The sequence below is a fragment of the Streptomyces sp. NPDC047706 genome (assembly GCF_043204795.1).
Classification (GTDB): Bacteria; Actinomycetota; Actinomycetes; order Streptomycetales; family Streptomycetaceae; genus Streptomyces.
Window position 1 is genome coordinate 51,221 of the sequence record NZ_JBIDCW010000034.1, and the last position, 14,984, is coordinate 66,204.

Consider the following 14,984-nt stretch of genomic DNA (forward strand, 5'->3'; position numbering starts at 1 on the left):
CTTTCCTTGGTGATGCGGGTACCCTCGTCCGTGCGGAGGGGAGTACTCCCTGACTACTGCGGCGTCCCCGTCAATACGGATCAGGCCAGATCCCGGGGCGTCGGCCCACTTCCTGGGTGGAAGAGACCTCCGGCAGCGACGACGCTGACCTATCTGTTCGCCGTTACGTACTGCCGGAGGCGCAGTGGCTGTTTCCCCGACCCTATGGGTCCTGACCATCGTGGGACTTGCCGCGCTCATCGCGGTCGACTTCTTCATCGGGCGCAAGCCCCACGACGTATCGATCAAGGAAGCCGGGATCTGGACCGTCGTCTGGATCGTCCTGGCCGGACTCTTCGGCCTCGGCCTGTTCCTCTTCGGCGGGGGACAGCCCGCCGGTGAGTTCTTCGCCGGCTTCATCACCGAGAAGTCGCTGAGCGTCGACAACCTCTTCGTCTTCGTCCTGATCATGGCGAAGTTCGCCGTGCCCTCGCAGTACCAGCAGCGGGTGCTCCTCGTCGGTGTGCTCATAGCCCTGGTGCTGCGTGCGATCTTCATCGCCGCGGGTGCCGCGATCATCGCCAGCTTCTCCTGGGTGTTCTACATCTTCGGTGCGTTCCTCATCTGGACCGCCTGGAAGCTGATCAAGGAGGCCCGGGCCGAGGAGGAGGACGAGGAGTACGAGGAGAACAAGCTCCTCAAGGCCGCCGAGCGCCGCTTCGGCGTGGCCGACCGCTACCACGGCACCAAGCTGTGGATCCAGGAGAACGGCAAGCGGGTCATGACCCCGATGCTGGTCGTGATGCTCGCCATCGGCTCCACGGACGTCCTGTTCGCGCTCGACTCCATTCCGGCGATCTTCGGCCTCACGCAGGACCCGTACATCGTCTTCACCGCCAACGCCTTCGCGCTGATGGGCCTGAGGCAGCTGTACTTCCTCATCGGCGGCCTGCTGAAGAAGCTGGTCCACCTGTCGTACGGCCTGTCGATCATCCTCGGTTTCATCGGCGTCAAGCTGGTGCTGCACGCCCTGCACGAGTCCGGGATCCATGTCCCGGAGATCAGCATCCCGGTCTCCCTCGGTGTGATCTGCACCGTCCTGATCGTCACCACGATCACCAGCCTGGCGGCCTCCCGGAAGCAGGCGGCGGCCGAGGCCGAGGAGCGTGGCGAAGACGCTCCCAAGGACAGCGTCGACGTCTGACCGCGGCAGACGGAGCGACACCACCGGGAGCGGTGCTCGGCGAACGGCCGGGCACCGCTCCCGCGGTTCGGTCCCCGGCCCCCACAAGGAAGCCATGACGCCGGCGTACCGGCGTCCCTCGCCCCCGCCGGCTTCCGCCCGGCCGGAATGCGAGGCCCGACCCCGTCTGGGACGATCCCCGCATGATCGCCAGGCTCTGGTCACTCGCCCATGGGTGGACATCCGTGGTGCCGGTGCTGGCGGCGGTCCTGCTGGTCCTCACCTGGGGCCGGGATGTGCCGGCCGGCGTCGTCGTGCTGATGACGGTCGTCCTGGCGGGCGCGGTCCTCGCCGCCGTGCACCACGCCGAGGTCGTCGCCCACCGCGTCGGCGAACCCTTCGGCTCCCTCATCCTCGCCGTCGCCGTCACAGTCATCGAAGTGGGCCTGATCGTCGCCCTCATGGTGGACGGCGGCGACAAGAGCGCGTCCCTGGCCCGGGACACGGTCTTCGCCGCGGTGATGATCACCTGCAACGGCATCGTCGGCATCAGCCTGCTGGTGGCCTCCCTGCGCCACCGCACGGCCGTCTTCAACCCCGAGGGCACCGGCGCCGCCCTCGCGACGGTGGCCACGCTGGCCACGCTCAGCCTCGTGCTGCCGGCGTTCACCACCAGCAGGCCCGGCCCGCAGTTCTCGGGCGTGCAGCTCACCTTCGCCGCGGTGTCCTCGCTGATCCTCTACGGCCTGTTCGTGACGACCCAGACCGTCAGGCACCGCGACTACTTCCTCCCCATCACCCACAAGGGAGAGGTGATCACGGTGGACCGCCACGCCGCCGCCCCGTCCACCCGCACCGCCTCGATCAGCCTCGGGCTGCTGTTGCTCGCGCTGGTCGGCGTGGTCGGCCTGGCGAAGGGCGTGTCACCGGCGATCGAGTCGGGAGTGTCGGCCGCCGGCATGGACCATGCCGTCGTCGGCGTGATCATCGCACTGCTGGTGCTGCTCCCGGAAACCATCGCCGCGCTGCGCGCAGCGCGCCGCGACCGCGTGCAGACCAGCCTCAACCTCGCGCTCGGCTCCGCCATGGCCAGCATCGGCCTGACCATCCCCGCCGTGGCCCTGGCATCCATCTGGCTCTCCGGACCACTCATCCTGGGCCTCGGCGCCACCCACATGGTGCTGCTCGCGCTGACCGTCGTCGTCGCCTCCCTGACGGTGGTACCGGGCCGGGCGACACCGCTCCAGGGAGGCGTCCACCTGGTGATCCTGGCGGCGTATCTGGAACTGGCGGTCACTCCGTGAGGGTCTGACCGCCCGGCGCCGTCCCCGGGGTCAGCCGGCCGCAGCCCCCACCTCCGCGGCACGCACCCCCGTCGGCCGAGTCTCCGGAAGCAGTGCGAAGCAGCCAAGACTCAGCAGTGCGAGGCCGGTCAGATAGGCGCCCACGCCCCACGGCACCCGGCCGCCCTGTTCAGCCAGGGCCGTCGCCGCGATGGGGGTGAGCGCGCCTCCGAGTACGCCCCCGAGGTTGTAGCCGACCGCTGCACCCGTGCAGCGCACGCGGGCCTCGTACAGCTCCGGCAGATAAGCCGCGATCACCCCGAACATCGTGACGAACGCGACCAGCGCGACCAGGAAGCCGAGGAAGATCAGCAACGGGGCGCCCGTCGCGAGCAGGGCGACCATCGGGAACATCCACAGTGCGGCCGCCGCGCACCCGGCAAGGCACAGCGGCCGCCGCCCGTACCGGTCGCCGAGCGTCGCCGCCACCGGTGTCAGCGCCCCCTTCACCACGACAGCGGCCATGATGCAGGTCAGCATGACGGTACGGCTCACTCCGAGCCGCTCTGTCGCGTACGCGAGGGACCAGGTGGTCACGGCGTAGAAGATCGCATAGCCCACGGCCAGTGCTCCGGCGGTCAGCAGCACCAGTCGCCAGTGGTCGCGCACGACCTCGGCGAGCGGCACGCGCGCGTAGTCGTCGATGCCGAGGAAGCTGGGGCTCTCGGTGAGCGACGAGCGCAGCCACAGCCCCACCAGGGCCAGCACCCCGGCGGCCCAGAACGGCACCCGCCACCCCCACGCGGCGAACTGGGCGTCGCTCAGCGTCGCCGAAAGCGTCAGCACCGCACCGTTCGCCAGTACGAAGCCCACCGGCGGGCCCATCTGCGGAAAGCTCGACCACAGCCCCCGCCGGTCGGCCGGGGCATGCTCCGCGGTCAGCAGGACGGCCCCGCCCCACTCACCGCCGAGCCCGAGACCTTGCAGAAACCGCAGAGCGACCAGCAGCACGGGAGCGGCCACACCGATAGAGCCGTACGTGGGTACACAGCCGACGGCGACCGTCGACGCGCCGGTGAGCAGCAGCGAGCCGACGAGGACCGGCCGGCGTCCGTGCCGGTCCCCGATGTGCCCGAACAGCACGGAGCCCAGCGGCCGCGCCACGAAGCCGACGCCGAAGGCCGCGAAGGCGGCCAGCGTCCCCGCCAGCGGCGAGAACGTCGGAAAGAACAGCGGCCCGAGGACCAGGGCCGCCGCGGTCCCGTAGACGAAGAAGTCGTAGAACTCGATGGCCGTCCCGGCGAGTGAGGCGGCCGCGAGCCGCAGCATGGAAGGTGCCCTTACGGAGCGTACGTCTTGCATGCCGCGTCAACTACCCACGGTGACGGCCGGTTACGGGGGCGCGCGGGGGTGCGGGGCGTGCCTCAGTGGGTGACCGTGATGCGCCGGGCGGGACCGTCGACGCTGATCAGGCCCCCGTAGGGGATGACGAGTCGGGGATCGGTGTGCCCGAGGTCCAGGTCGAAGACGACCAGGGTGTCTGGGGCGTACGCCCGCAGCGCGCGCAGTACGGCTTCGCGCTGATCGGCGGCGTAACGCGCCCCCTCCTCCGGGGTGCTGGGACGGTCGAAGGACCACGTCTTGGGGCGGCCCGTCAGCAGGGAGCGGGAAGAGCCCGGGCAGCCCGGCGGAGGGCGGTATCACGGCGATCCGGTCGCCGGGTGACGGCTTGGGAGGGTACTCGGGTGTGGTCATGCGGGGAGGTTGCGAGGGGCATCGCTGCCGGCGCATCGTGATAAACCGGGTCTGAGCAGCGGCCCCCGCGGGCCGCCCGACCCCGACCGGACCGGAGGAACCGTGCCCCGCACCCTGGCCAGCGCCCCGATCATGATCCTCAACGGGCCCAACCTGAACCTTCTCGGGCAACGCCAGCCGGAGATCTACGGCTCCGACACCCTCTCCGATGTCGAGGGCCTGTGCGCCAAGGCGGCCGCGGCGCACGGTGGCACCGTGGACTTCCGGCAGTCCAACCACGAGGGCGAGCTGGTCGACTGGATCCACGAGGCACGGCTCAGCCACTGCGGGATCGTCATCAACCCCGGCGCCTACTCGCACACCTCCGTCGCGATCCTGGATGCGCTCAACACCTGCGACGGGATGCCTGTGTTGGAGGTACACATCTCCAACATCCACCAGCGGGAGTCGTTCCGGCACCACTCGTACGTCTCGCTGCGCGCCGACGGGGTCATCGCGGGATGCGGTGTCCAGGGGTACGTGTTCGGGGTGGAGCGGGTCGCGGCGCTGGCCGGGGCGGCACAGGCCGACGCCTAGCCGGCCGCGCGCCCCCGCAGCCGGGACGGGTTGCCCGGGCCGCCGGCCGAGGGCGGGGATCGAGGACCGGCGGCCCATTCCGCGCGGCTGCCGTCGTCCCGCGCGGGGCTGCTACCAGTTGACCGCGCAACCACGCGCCCGGGGAGCGCGCGCGGGCGACCGGCGTGTGCAGAGGATTCACACGGGGCGCGCGTCCTGCAGTTCGCGCCTCGGCGGGATTCCGGGACCGCTGTGGACTTCCTGGGCGCCTGCGGGCGTCCGGGGTCGCGGTGGCGGTACGAGGCCGGCTACGGACGTCCAGGGCCGCCGGTGGCCGTACGGGGCAACTATGGACGCCCGGGTGCGCCGGTGAGACTTGCGGGCCGCCATGGGCGCCCGGGTCACTCGTGGCCGCGCAACGCCGCTATGGACGTCCGGGGCGCCGGTGGCACGTGCGAGGCCCATGAACTTGCGGGATCCCCGGTGGCCGTACGAGGCCCCGTGGCTGTCCGGAATCTCACCACCCGCGCGCGTGCCACTCCGGCAGGTGCGGTCGCTCCGCGCCGAGGGTGGTGTCGTTGCCGTGGCCTGGGTAGACCCAGGTCTCGTCCGGGAGCGTGTCGAAGATCTTCGTCTCGACGTCGTGGATCAGACGCGCGAACGCCTCTGGATCCTTGCGGGTGTTGCCCACGCCGCCGGGGAAGAGGCAGTCCCCCGTGAAGACGTGCGGATGCCCGTGCGGGTCGTCGTAGACCAGGGCGATGGAGCCCGGCGTGTGTCCGACGAGGTGGCGCGCGGTGAGCTCCACGCGACCCACCCGGATGACGTCGCCGTCGTCGAGGAGGACGTCGGTCGGCACGGGGATGCCGTCGGCGTCGTCGCGGCCCGCATGGGTGCGGGCGCCCGTGGCCGCCACGACCTCGGCGAGGGCCTGCCAGTGGTCGCCGTGCTGGTGGGTGGTGACGACGGACGCGATGCCGTCGTCACCGATCATGCCGAGCAGCGTACGCGCGTCGTTGGCCGCGTCGATCAGCAACTGCTCGTCGGTGGCCCGGCAGCGCAGCAGATAGGTGTTGTTGTCCATCGGGCCCACCGCGATCTTGGTGATCATCAGGTCCTTGAGCTCGTGCACGTCCGCCGGGCCACCGACCGTCACCTGTCCGCTGTACGTCATGGCGTTCAGTCTAGGGCGGCAGGGGTACGGCGAGCAGGGCACCGGCGCCGCTACAACGGGGGCAGCGAGGGCAGCGGCCCGCCCTCGACGGTCAGCCCGGAGCCGTCCCGGCGCCCCGCGAGCCAGCCGAGCAGGCCGGCCGGGGAGCCCGTCACGGTGATCCGGGCGGCGCCCGCCCCCCGGTCCGCCTCCGGCGCCCGGCCCGTGCTCCACGCGCGCGTGCCGTCCGTCAGACGCGTGGGCGGGACGCCGGGGTGGCCTGCGAACCGGTCGGCGAGGAAGTCGATCTCCCGCTCCGAGAACTCCGCCGGAAGATCCTCCAGCTCGTAGCCGATGCCGAGGTCCACGTGGTGCAGCTCGACCTCGGCCCAGCGCCGGAACGGCACCCGGGACGCGGAGTCGGTCACGCCGTTGCGCAGCTCCACCGTGCGCGACCAGTCGGCGGGCACGGCCCTCAGTTCCTGGAAACGGGTGGCGCTGTCCCGGACGTCGGCGAGCTGGGCGGCCAGGGGGCGCGGGGCGTCGCGCTCGATGTCGGCGTCCCGGGCCTTGGCGGAGACGTACATGGGACGGCCCTCCAGGACGTTCACCAGGGCGTCCGCGTTGCGGGCGAGGTGGGCGAGTACATGACCGCGGCTCCAGCCGGGAAGCCGTGACGGTTCGGTCACAGCCGCGTTGTCCAGCTTGGCCGCTGCGGTGAGCAGCCGTTCCGTCGCGTCTTGTACAGACGCCAGGTCACGCACGTGATCAGTCATGGGGCCGACCCTAGCCCCGCCACTCCTTCGAGTGAAGGCGGTGAACCCCGGCCGTAAATCGAATGCGCGTGCTATATGGTCGGCGGTGGCGTCGGGCATGCTGGAGAGCCGGGGATTGTTATGCAACCCCGGGAATCCGACCGGCGTTGTCAGTGGCTCCCCCTAGTCTGAGAAAGCACGGGGGCCCCGCCCCTGTCACTTCTCTCAAGAAAGGTGCGGACCGGCGTGGCCGACCGTCTCATCGTCCGTGGCGCGCGCGAGCACAACCTGAAGAACGTCTCGCTCGATCTGCCTCGTGACTCGCTCATCGTCTTCACGGGCCTGTCGGGTTCGGGCAAGTCCTCCCTGGCCTTCGACACCATCTTCGCCGAGGGCCAGCGGCGCTACGTGGAGTCGCTCTCCTCGTACGCCCGCCAGTTCCTGGGCCAGATGGACAAGCCGGACGTCGACTTCATCGAGGGTCTGTCCCCGGCGGTCTCCATCGACCAGAAGTCGACCTCGCGCAACCCGCGCTCGACGGTCGGCACCATCACCGAGGTCTACGACTACCTGCGTCTGCTCTTCGCGCGCATCGGCAAGCCGCACTGCCCCGAGTGCGCCCGCCCGATCTCGCGCCAGTCGCCGCAGGCCATCGTCGACAAGGTCCTGGAGCTGCCGGAGGGGAGCCGCTTCCAGGTGCTCTCGCCGCTGGTGCGGGAGCGCAAGGGCGAGTTCGTCGACCTCTTCGCCGACCTCCAGACCAAGGGCTACTCCCGTGCGCGGGTGGACGGCGAGACGATCCAGCTCTCCAGCCCGCCCACGCTGAAGAAGCAGGAGAAGCACACCATCGAGGTGGTCATCGACCGCCTCACGGTGAAGGACTCCGCCAAACGCCGCCTCACCGACTCCGTCGAGACCGCGCTCGGCCTGTCCGGCGGCATGGTCGTGCTCGACTTCGTCGACCTCCCCGAGGACGACCCCGAGCGTGAGCGCATGTACTCGGAGCACCTGTACTGCGCCTACGACGACCTGTCCTTCGAGGAGCTGGAGCCGCGCTCGTTCTCCTTCAACTCCCCCTTCGGCGCCTGCCCCGAGTGCACCGGCATCGGCACGCGCATGGAGGTCGACCCCGAGCTGATCGTCCCGGACGAGGACAAGTCCCTCGACGAGGGCGCGATCCACCCCTGGTCGCACGGGCACACCAAGGACTACTTCGGCCGCCTGACCGGCGCCCTCGCGGACGCGCTGGGCTTCCGGACCGACATCCCCTTCGCGGGCCTTCCGCAGCGCGCCAGGAAGGCCCTGCTGTACGGGCACAAGACCCAGATCGAGGTCCGCTACCGCAACCGGTACGGCCGCGAGCGGGTGTACACCACGCCCTTCGAGGGTGCCGTGCCCTTCGTCAAGCGCCGCCACAGCGAGGCCGAGAGCGACGCCAGCCGTGAGCGCTTCGAGGGCTACATGCGCGAGGTGCCCTGCCCCACCTGTGAGGGCACGCGCCTGAAGCCGATCGTCCTCGCGGTCACGATCATGGAGAAGTCGATCGCCGAGGTCTCCGCGATGTCGATCGCCGACTGCGCGGACTTCCTGGGTGAGCTGAAGCTGAGCGCGCGGGACAAGAAGATCGCCGAGCGCGTCCTGAAGGAGGTCAACGAGCGGCTGCGGTTCCTGGTCGACGTGGGCCTGGACTACCTCTCACTGAACCGCGCGGCCGGCACTCTGTCCGGTGGCGAGGCCCAGCGCATCCGGCTGGCCACCCAGATCGGCTCCGGCCTCGTCGGCGTCCTGTACGTCCTCGACGAGCCGTCCATCGGCCTGCACCAGCGGGACAACCACCGGCTGATCGAGACCCTGGTCCGGCTGCGCGACATGGGCAACACGCTCATCGTCGTCGAGCACGACGAGGACACCATCAAGGTCGCCGACTGGGTCGTCGACATCGGCCCCGGCGCGGGCGAGCACGGCGGCAAGGTCGTGCACAGCGGCTCCCTGAGGGAGCTGCTCGTCAACGAGGAGTCGCAGACCGGCCAGTACCTCGCCGGGAAGAAGTCCATCCCGGTGCCGGACATCCGGCGGCCGCGTGATCCCTCCCGGCAGCTCACGGTGCACGGCGCCCGGGAGAACAACCTCCAGGACATCGACGTGTCGTTCCCGCTGGGCGTGTTCACGGCCGTCACCGGTGTGTCCGGCTCCGGCAAGTCGACGCTGGTGAATGACATCCTGTACACGCACCTGGCCCGCGAGCTGAACGGCGCCAGGAACGTGCCCGGCCGGCACACGCGCGTGGACGGCGACGACCTCGTCGACAAGGTCGTCCACGTCGACCAGTCGCCCATCGGCCGCACCCCGCGGTCCAACCCGGCGACGTACACCGGAGTCTTCGACCACGTCCGCAAGCTGTTCGCCGAGACCACCGAGGCGAAGGTGCGGGGCTACCTGCCGGGCCGCTTCTCGTTCAACGTCAAGGGCGGCCGCTGCGAGAACTGCGCCGGTGACGGCACGATCAAGATCGAGATGAACTTCCTCCCGGACGTGTACGTCCCGTGCGAGGTCTGCCACGGCGCCCGCTACAACCGGGAGACCCTGGAGGTCCACTACAAGGGCAAGTCCATCGCCGAGGTCCTGAACATGCCGATCGAGGAGGCCCTCGACTTCTTCGAGGCCGTCCCCGCGATCGCCCGCCACCTGAGGACGCTGCACGACGTGGGCCTCGGCTACGTCCGCCTCGGCCAGTCGGCGACCACCCTCTCCGGCGGTGAGGCCCAGCGTGTGAAACTCGCCAGCGAACTCCAGAAGCGCTCCACGGGGCGCACCGTCTACGTCCTGGACGAGCCGACCACCGGTCTGCACTTCGAGGACATCAGCAAGCTGCTGAAGGTCCTGTCCGGCCTGGTCGACAAGGGCAACACGGTCATCGTCATCGAACACAACCTCGACGTGATCAAGACCGCCGACTGGCTCGTGGACATGGGCCCCGAGGGCGGCGCCGGAGGCGGCCTCGTCGTCGCCGAGGGCACGCCCGAGGAGGTCGCCGGGGTGCCGACGAGCCACACCGGAAAGTTCCTGCGGGAGGTCCTCGGCGCCGACCGGATCAGCGACGCGGCCGCGGTGCCTGCCCCGCGCAGGACCGCGGCCCGCAAGACGGTCGCGGCCAAGGCGCCGGCGAAGCGGACCGCGACGGTCAAGGCGGTCGACAACACGGCGGCGAAGAAGGCGGCCGGGGCCACCAAGAAGGCCCCCGCGAAGAAGACGACGCGGGCCAGGAAGGCCTGAGCCCGCACACGAAGGGGCGGTGCCGGGGCGGGCACTCCCGCCTGGTCACCGCCCCTTCGCCGGGCCCTTCACAGCTCGTCCAGCTCCGACGCGTACGGCGGTTCCGCGCCCGCCCGTGAACAGGTGATCGCGGCCGCGCGGGCCGCGAAGCGCAGGAGCGTGGTCCAGGCATCGGCGCCGAGGCCGGCGAGGGCCTCGGCGGACAGGGCGTTCCAGGTGGACAGGCGGTGCAGCAAGGCCGCGTTGACCGTGTCACCCGCGCCGATCGTGTCCACCACGGCGACCTCTTCGCCCGGCACGGAGTGCTCGCCGCCGTCCCGGGTGTAGACGGTGAGCCCGTCACCGCCCCGGGTGACCACCACCGCCGACGGCCCCGCCGCCAGCCACTCGTGGGGCGTGCCGCCGAGCCAGAGCGCGTCGTCCTCGGAGAGCTTGAGCAGCGTCACCGAGGGCAGCCAGCCGAGGAACCGGGCCCGGTAGGCGTCCGCGTCGGGGATCAGCCCGGCCCTGATGTTGGGGTCGAGCGCGGTGAACACGCCCTGGGCGGCAGCGGCCCGCATCAGCTTCTCGTAGGCGCTCGCCCCCGGCTCCAGGACCAGCGAACAGGTGCCGAAGGAGAGGGCGCGGGTGGCGGCGGGCAGGCCCTCCGGGACCGTGAAGAGCCGGTCGGCGGTGCCGTCGACGTAGAAGGAGTAGGCGGCCGAGCCGTTCCCGTCGATCGTGGCGACCGCCAGCGTGGTCGGCTCCGGGCCGCGCTGCACGGCCGAGACGTCCACACCGGCCTTGCGCAGTCCGTCGAGCAGGGCTTCGCCGAAGGCGTCGCGGGAGGCGCGGGAGCAGAACGCCGTGGCGGAGCCGAGCCGGCCGAGGGCGACGGCCGTGTTGTACGGGCCGCCGCCGAGGGCGGGGCGCAGTCCGGCGAGGGCGCCCGTGCCCTGCGGTACCAGGTCGATCAGGGCCTCACCGGCGACGACGATCACGAGTCGGGTCCTTTCTCGGGGCAGCCGCACGAGCTGCGGTGGACGAACGTGCAGGGCAGCCGCACGGTCCGGGCGGGCCGGCCCGCGTCGGCGAGGCGTTCCAGCAGGATGCGCACGGCCTCGGCGCCGAGTTCCTTGCTGGGCTGGGCGATCGCGGTCAGCCGGGGTGAGAAGAGGTCCGCCCAGGCGAAGTCGTCGAAACAGCACAGCGCGATGTCGCCGGGCACGGACAGGCCCCGGGTGCGCAGGGCACGCAGGGCGCCGATGGTCATGGCGTTGTTGGCGGTGACCAGAGCCGTTGGCGGCGAGGCGAGGGAGAGCAGGGCGGCGGTGGCCCGCTCGCCGCCGGCCGACTCGGAGTCGCCGTGCACGACGAGCCGCTCGTCGTGGGGGAGCCCGGCGGCGGCGAGCCCGTGGCGGTAGCCGGTGATCCGTTCTGCGGTCGTACTCAGACCGCGCAGGCCGGCGACCAGGCCGATACGGCGGTGCCCCAGCTCCGCGAGGTGCGAGACCAGGCTCGCCACCGGCTCCGCACCCTGCGCGCAGATCTGGTCGAAGTGCGGGGTGCCGTCGGCCGGATCGTCGACCAGGCGGTCCAGGAGCACGGCGGGCACCTGGTGCCGGTGCAGGTAGGAGAGCAGCTCGCGGGGCTGGGGGGACGGCGCGACGATCAGCCCGTCCACGCGTCGCTCGTGCAGCAGCTGGACGACCTTGCGCTCATGTCGCGGATCGTCGTGCGGGTCGGCGATGAGCAGGCCGTAGCCGCGCTCCAGGGCGGTCGCCTCGACGCCCTGGAGGATCTCCGTGAAGTAGGGGTTGCTGATGGCCGACACCGCGAGCCCGATGGAGCGGGTGCGCGAGGTCACCAGGGAGCGGGCGAGGGTGTTCGGGGTGTAGCCGAGTTCGTCGACGGCGTCCAGAACGGCCTGGCGGGTCCGCGGCAGCACCGGCCGGGTGTCGTTCAGCACGTGGGAGACGGTTGCCACGGAGACTCCGGCGCTCCGCGCCACGTCCGCCATCGTCGCCATCGGGCCTCCCTGTGGCCGTGCCCTTCCTGGCGGGGACCGTATCTCATTGCGCGACGGACGTAAACGCTTGCGCAAACGCTTACGCCGAGGCGTCCCACTCCCACCCGATCCCCACCAGCCCCGCCCGCACGCGCGGCTCCACCAGGTGCACCGAGTGGTGCCGGCCGGCCAGCGGCAGGTCCTGGTGGCCGCTGCGCGGCGCCGCCGCCGAGTGCTGGGCGAACCGGTGACAGCGCGCCGGCAGCGCGTTTGCGTCGAACCGCACCTGAAGGGCGTACTGCCCGCCGGCCGGCCCGAAGGCGCGCACGTACTCGCGGGACACGCCCGCCGTGCCGTCCTCGACGGCGTGCCGGAAGAGGAAGGTGTCGCCGGCGCGCAGCCGGGTGTCGAAGAGCAGCTCGGCGACCAGGAGCCCGGTCTCGTGGTCCCAGCGGACGCGTCCGGTACGGCAGTTCTCCAGAGCGTGCACGCCGGTGCGGTCCGGGGCGCACCCGGGGTCGCCGTGGTGGACGGCCACGAAGCGGTCGACACCGTCCCGGTGCGCGCGCACGATGTGGTGCGACTCGCGGCCCAGCAGCTCGCGGCGCGCCCCGATCCGTACCTGTTCGTGGTGCCCGAGCATGTGCAGACCGCCGTCCTGCGGGGCGTCCAGCTCGGCGAGGAGCCGTTCGAGGACGCCCGAGGCCTCGACGAGGGACCGGTAGGAACGGCCCTCGGGGCGGCGTATGGACCCGCGCTCGCCGCCCGGCTCGGCGAGCAGCCGGATCAGTGACTCCTCCGGGAGCTGGAGGATCTCCTCCAGGGCCCGTACGGCGCGCAGCGACTCGGGGCGCTGCGGGCGGCGGGCGCCCTGCTGCCAGTAACTCAGGCTCGTGACGCCGACCTTCACGCCGTACCGCGTCAGATGGTGCTGGACCCGCTGCAACGGCAGGCCGCGCGCGGCTATCGCGGCACGCAGCGCGACGTGGAAGGGGCCGCCGCGCAGGGCCGTGTCCAGTTCCGTGCCCGGTTCGGCGGCCACGTCGGTGTCCAGGTCCGCGGGGACGACGTCCGCGTGCGGTGTGGCGTGCGGCATGCAGGGGCCTTTCTGTGCTGGATCACGACGGCTGGTCAGACCGTTCGCGCAGGTCGTCCGGGGCACCCGGGCGGCGGCAGGCCGTGTTCACACCGGTACGCCGCCGTTCACCGGCCCGAGTTCCTCCGCATTGAAGCGTGTTGACCATGCCTCGACAACACCTGAAGCCCAACCGTGGTGTGCTCGTGGCCGAGGTTCGACCGGTGCCTCAGGGGCGGCCGTCCACAGCGCCGCCCGGCGCCGCGGTGGGCGTTGTCCACAGGCCCGCCGGAGTGTCACCGCTCGCCAGTAGGGTGTGAGACATGGCCGATCCCTCCAGCTACCGCCCCAGGCCGGGAGACATCCCGGACACCCCCGGGGTGTACCGGTTCCGTGACGAGCACCGCCGGGTGATCTACGTCGGAAAGGCGAAGAGCCTGCGCCAGCGCCTGGCCAACTACTTCCAGGACCTGGCCGGCCTGCACCTGCGCACCCGGAGCATGGTCACCACGGCCGCGTCCGTGGAGTGGACGGTGGTGTCCACGGAGGTCGAGGCGCTGCAGCTGGAGTACTCCTGGATCAAGGAGTACGACCCCCGGTTCAACGTCAAGTACCGCGACGACAAGAGCTACCCGTACCTCGCGGTGACGATGAACGAGCAGTACCCGCGCGTGCAGGTGATGCGTGGCCACAAGAAGAAGGGCGTGCGCTACTTCGGGCCGTACGCGCACGCGTGGGCGATCCGCGACACCGTCGACCTGCTGCTGCGGGTCTTCCCGGTGCGCACCTGCTCGGCCGGCGTCTTCAAGAACGCCCGCCGCACCGGCCGCCCCTGCCTGCTCGGCTACATCGACAAGTGCTCCGCGCCCTGCGTCGACCGGATCTCCGACGAGGACCACCGGGAGCTGGCGGAGGAGTTCTGCGACTTCATGACCGGGCGCACGGGCACGTACCTGCGCCGGCTGGAGGAGCAGATGACGGATGCGGCCGAGGACCTGGAGTACGAGCGGGCGGCCCGGCTGCGGGACGACATCGAGGCCCTGAAGAAGGCCATGGAGAAGAACGCGGTCGTGCTCGCGGACGCCACCGACGCCGATCTCATCGCCGTGGCCGAGGACGAGCTGGAAGCGGCCGTGCAGATCTTCCACGTCCGGGGCGGACGCGTCCGCGGCCAGCGCGGCTGGGTCACCGACAAGGTGGAGGAGATCACGACCGGCGCCCTCGTGGAGCACGCCCTCCAGCAGCTCTACGGGGAGGAGACCGGTGACGCGGTCCCCAAGGAGGTGCTCGTCCCGGCGCTGCCCGACCCGGTGGCGCCGGTCCAGGAATGGCTGACCGTACGCCGTGGCTCGAACGTCTCGCTGCGCATCCCGCAGCGCGGCGACAAGAAGGCCCTGATGGAGACGGTGCAGCGCAACGCCCTTCAGTCGCTCGCGCTGCACAAGACCAAGCGTGCCTCCGACCTGACCACGCGCTCGCGCGCGCTGGAGGAGATCGCCGGCGCCCTGGACCTGGACAGCGCCCCGCTGCGGATCGAGTGCTACGACATCTCGCACCTCCAGGGCGACGACGTGGTGGCGTCCATGGTCGTCTTCGAGGACGGCCTGCAGCGCAAGAGCGAGTACCGCCGGTTCCAGATCAAGGGCTTCGCCGGACAGGACGACGTCCGCTCGATGCACGAGGTGATCACCCGCCGCTTCAGGCGCTACCTCGCCGAGAAGGAGCGGACGGGGGAGTGGGCGGACGGCGAGCCGGGCCCGGCGAACGGCACCCCGCGCGACGGCACGGAAGGCGCCGCCACCCGTGAGGCCGGCGCCCTTGACCCCGCCGACGGCCCCACGAGCAGCGCTCTGGCGGGCGGCGGCACCCACGGCCTCGCGGCCGAAGGCTCCACGAGCAGCGCTCTGGCGGGCGGCGGCACCCACGGCCTCGCGGCCGAAGGCTCCACGAGCAGCGCTCTGGCGGGCGGCGGCACCCACGGCCTCG

11 protein-coding genes and 1 pseudogene are annotated in these 14,984 nt (G+C 71.2%); 5 read left to right on the plus strand and 7 right to left on the minus strand.

Features of this window, described 5'->3' with window-relative positions; genetic code table 11:
• Positions 1-184 precede the first annotated feature (184 nt).
• Both ACGF8A_RS30980 and ACGF8A_RS30985 read left to right on the plus strand, forming a co-directional pair.
• Positions 185-1,183, plus strand: coding sequence for a TerC/Alx family metal homeostasis membrane protein (locus tag ACGF8A_RS30980; RefSeq protein WP_393113566.1), 999 nt, complete (start codon positions 185-187; stop codon positions 1,181-1,183).
• A 182-nt stretch (positions 1,184-1,365) separates the two neighbouring features.
• Positions 1,366-2,466: a calcium:proton antiporter gene (locus ACGF8A_RS30985; RefSeq protein ID WP_393113568.1), complete on the plus strand. Its 1,101-nt coding sequence runs from the start codon at positions 1,366-1,368 to the stop codon at positions 2,464-2,466.
• 30 nt (positions 2,467-2,496) lie between these two features.
• On the opposite strand, the gene ACGF8A_RS30990 is transcribed toward ACGF8A_RS30985, so the two are convergent.
• A complete protein-coding gene (locus ACGF8A_RS30990) occupies positions 2,497-3,774 on the minus strand; it encodes an MFS transporter (RefSeq protein ID WP_393113569.1) in 1,278 nt (425 codons plus the stop codon).
• A 95-nt stretch (positions 3,775-3,869) separates the two neighbouring features.
• A pseudogene (locus tag ACGF8A_RS30995) lies at positions 3,870-4,109 on the minus strand (LD-carboxypeptidase); the annotation flags it as partial.
• A 193-nt stretch (positions 4,110-4,302) separates the two neighbouring features.
• Between ACGF8A_RS30995 and aroQ the strand changes: the two are divergent.
• Complete coding sequence (gene aroQ, locus ACGF8A_RS31000) at positions 4,303-4,776, plus strand: type II 3-dehydroquinate dehydratase (RefSeq protein WP_393113570.1); 474 nt, start codon at positions 4,303-4,305, stop codon at positions 4,774-4,776.
• 496 nt (positions 4,777-5,272) lie between these two features.
• On the opposite strand, the gene ACGF8A_RS31005 is transcribed toward aroQ, so the two are convergent.
• Both ACGF8A_RS31005 and ACGF8A_RS31010 read right to left on the minus strand, forming a co-directional pair.
• Positions 5,273-5,929 carry an MBL fold metallo-hydrolase gene (locus ACGF8A_RS31005; protein WP_393113571.1) on the minus strand — a complete coding sequence of 219 codons (657 nt, stop codon included), beginning with the start codon at positions 5,927-5,929 and terminating at the stop codon, positions 5,273-5,275.
• Positions 5,930-5,979: 50 nt separating this feature from the next.
• A complete protein-coding gene (locus tag ACGF8A_RS31010; RefSeq protein WP_393113572.1) occupies positions 5,980-6,684 on the minus strand; it encodes a maleylpyruvate isomerase family mycothiol-dependent enzyme in 705 nt (234 codons plus the stop codon).
• Between the two features lie 225 nt (positions 6,685-6,909).
• Between ACGF8A_RS31010 and uvrA the strand changes: the two genes are divergently transcribed.
• Positions 6,910-9,936 (plus strand): excinuclease ABC subunit UvrA, encoded by a 3,027-nt coding sequence (gene uvrA, locus ACGF8A_RS31015; protein WP_393113573.1) that lies wholly within the window; start codon positions 6,910-6,912, stop codon positions 9,934-9,936.
• A gap of 68 nt (positions 9,937-10,004) precedes the next feature.
• Here uvrA and ACGF8A_RS31020 read toward each other — a convergent pair whose 3' ends face one another.
• The 3 genes from ACGF8A_RS31020 to ACGF8A_RS31030 form a co-directional block, all read right to left on the minus strand.
• Positions 10,005-10,916 (minus strand): carbohydrate kinase, encoded by a 912-nt coding sequence (locus ACGF8A_RS31020; RefSeq protein WP_393113574.1) that lies wholly within the window; start codon positions 10,914-10,916, stop codon positions 10,005-10,007.
• Positions 10,913-11,944, minus strand: coding sequence for a LacI family DNA-binding transcriptional regulator (locus ACGF8A_RS31025; protein WP_393113575.1), 1,032 nt, complete (start codon positions 11,942-11,944; stop codon positions 10,913-10,915). The genes ACGF8A_RS31020 and ACGF8A_RS31025 overlap by 4 nt, the downstream gene beginning before the upstream one ends.
• Positions 11,945-12,023: 79 nt before the next feature.
• Complete coding sequence (locus ACGF8A_RS31030) at positions 12,024-13,019, minus strand: hypothetical protein (protein ID WP_393113577.1); 996 nt, start codon at positions 13,017-13,019, stop codon at positions 12,024-12,026.
• A 302-nt stretch (positions 13,020-13,321) separates the two neighbouring features.
• Here ACGF8A_RS31030 and uvrC point away from each other — a divergent pair.
• On the plus strand, positions 13,322-14,984 hold a 1,663-nt coding region (gene uvrC, locus ACGF8A_RS31035), incomplete at its 3' end, for an excinuclease ABC subunit UvrC (RefSeq protein ID WP_393113578.1).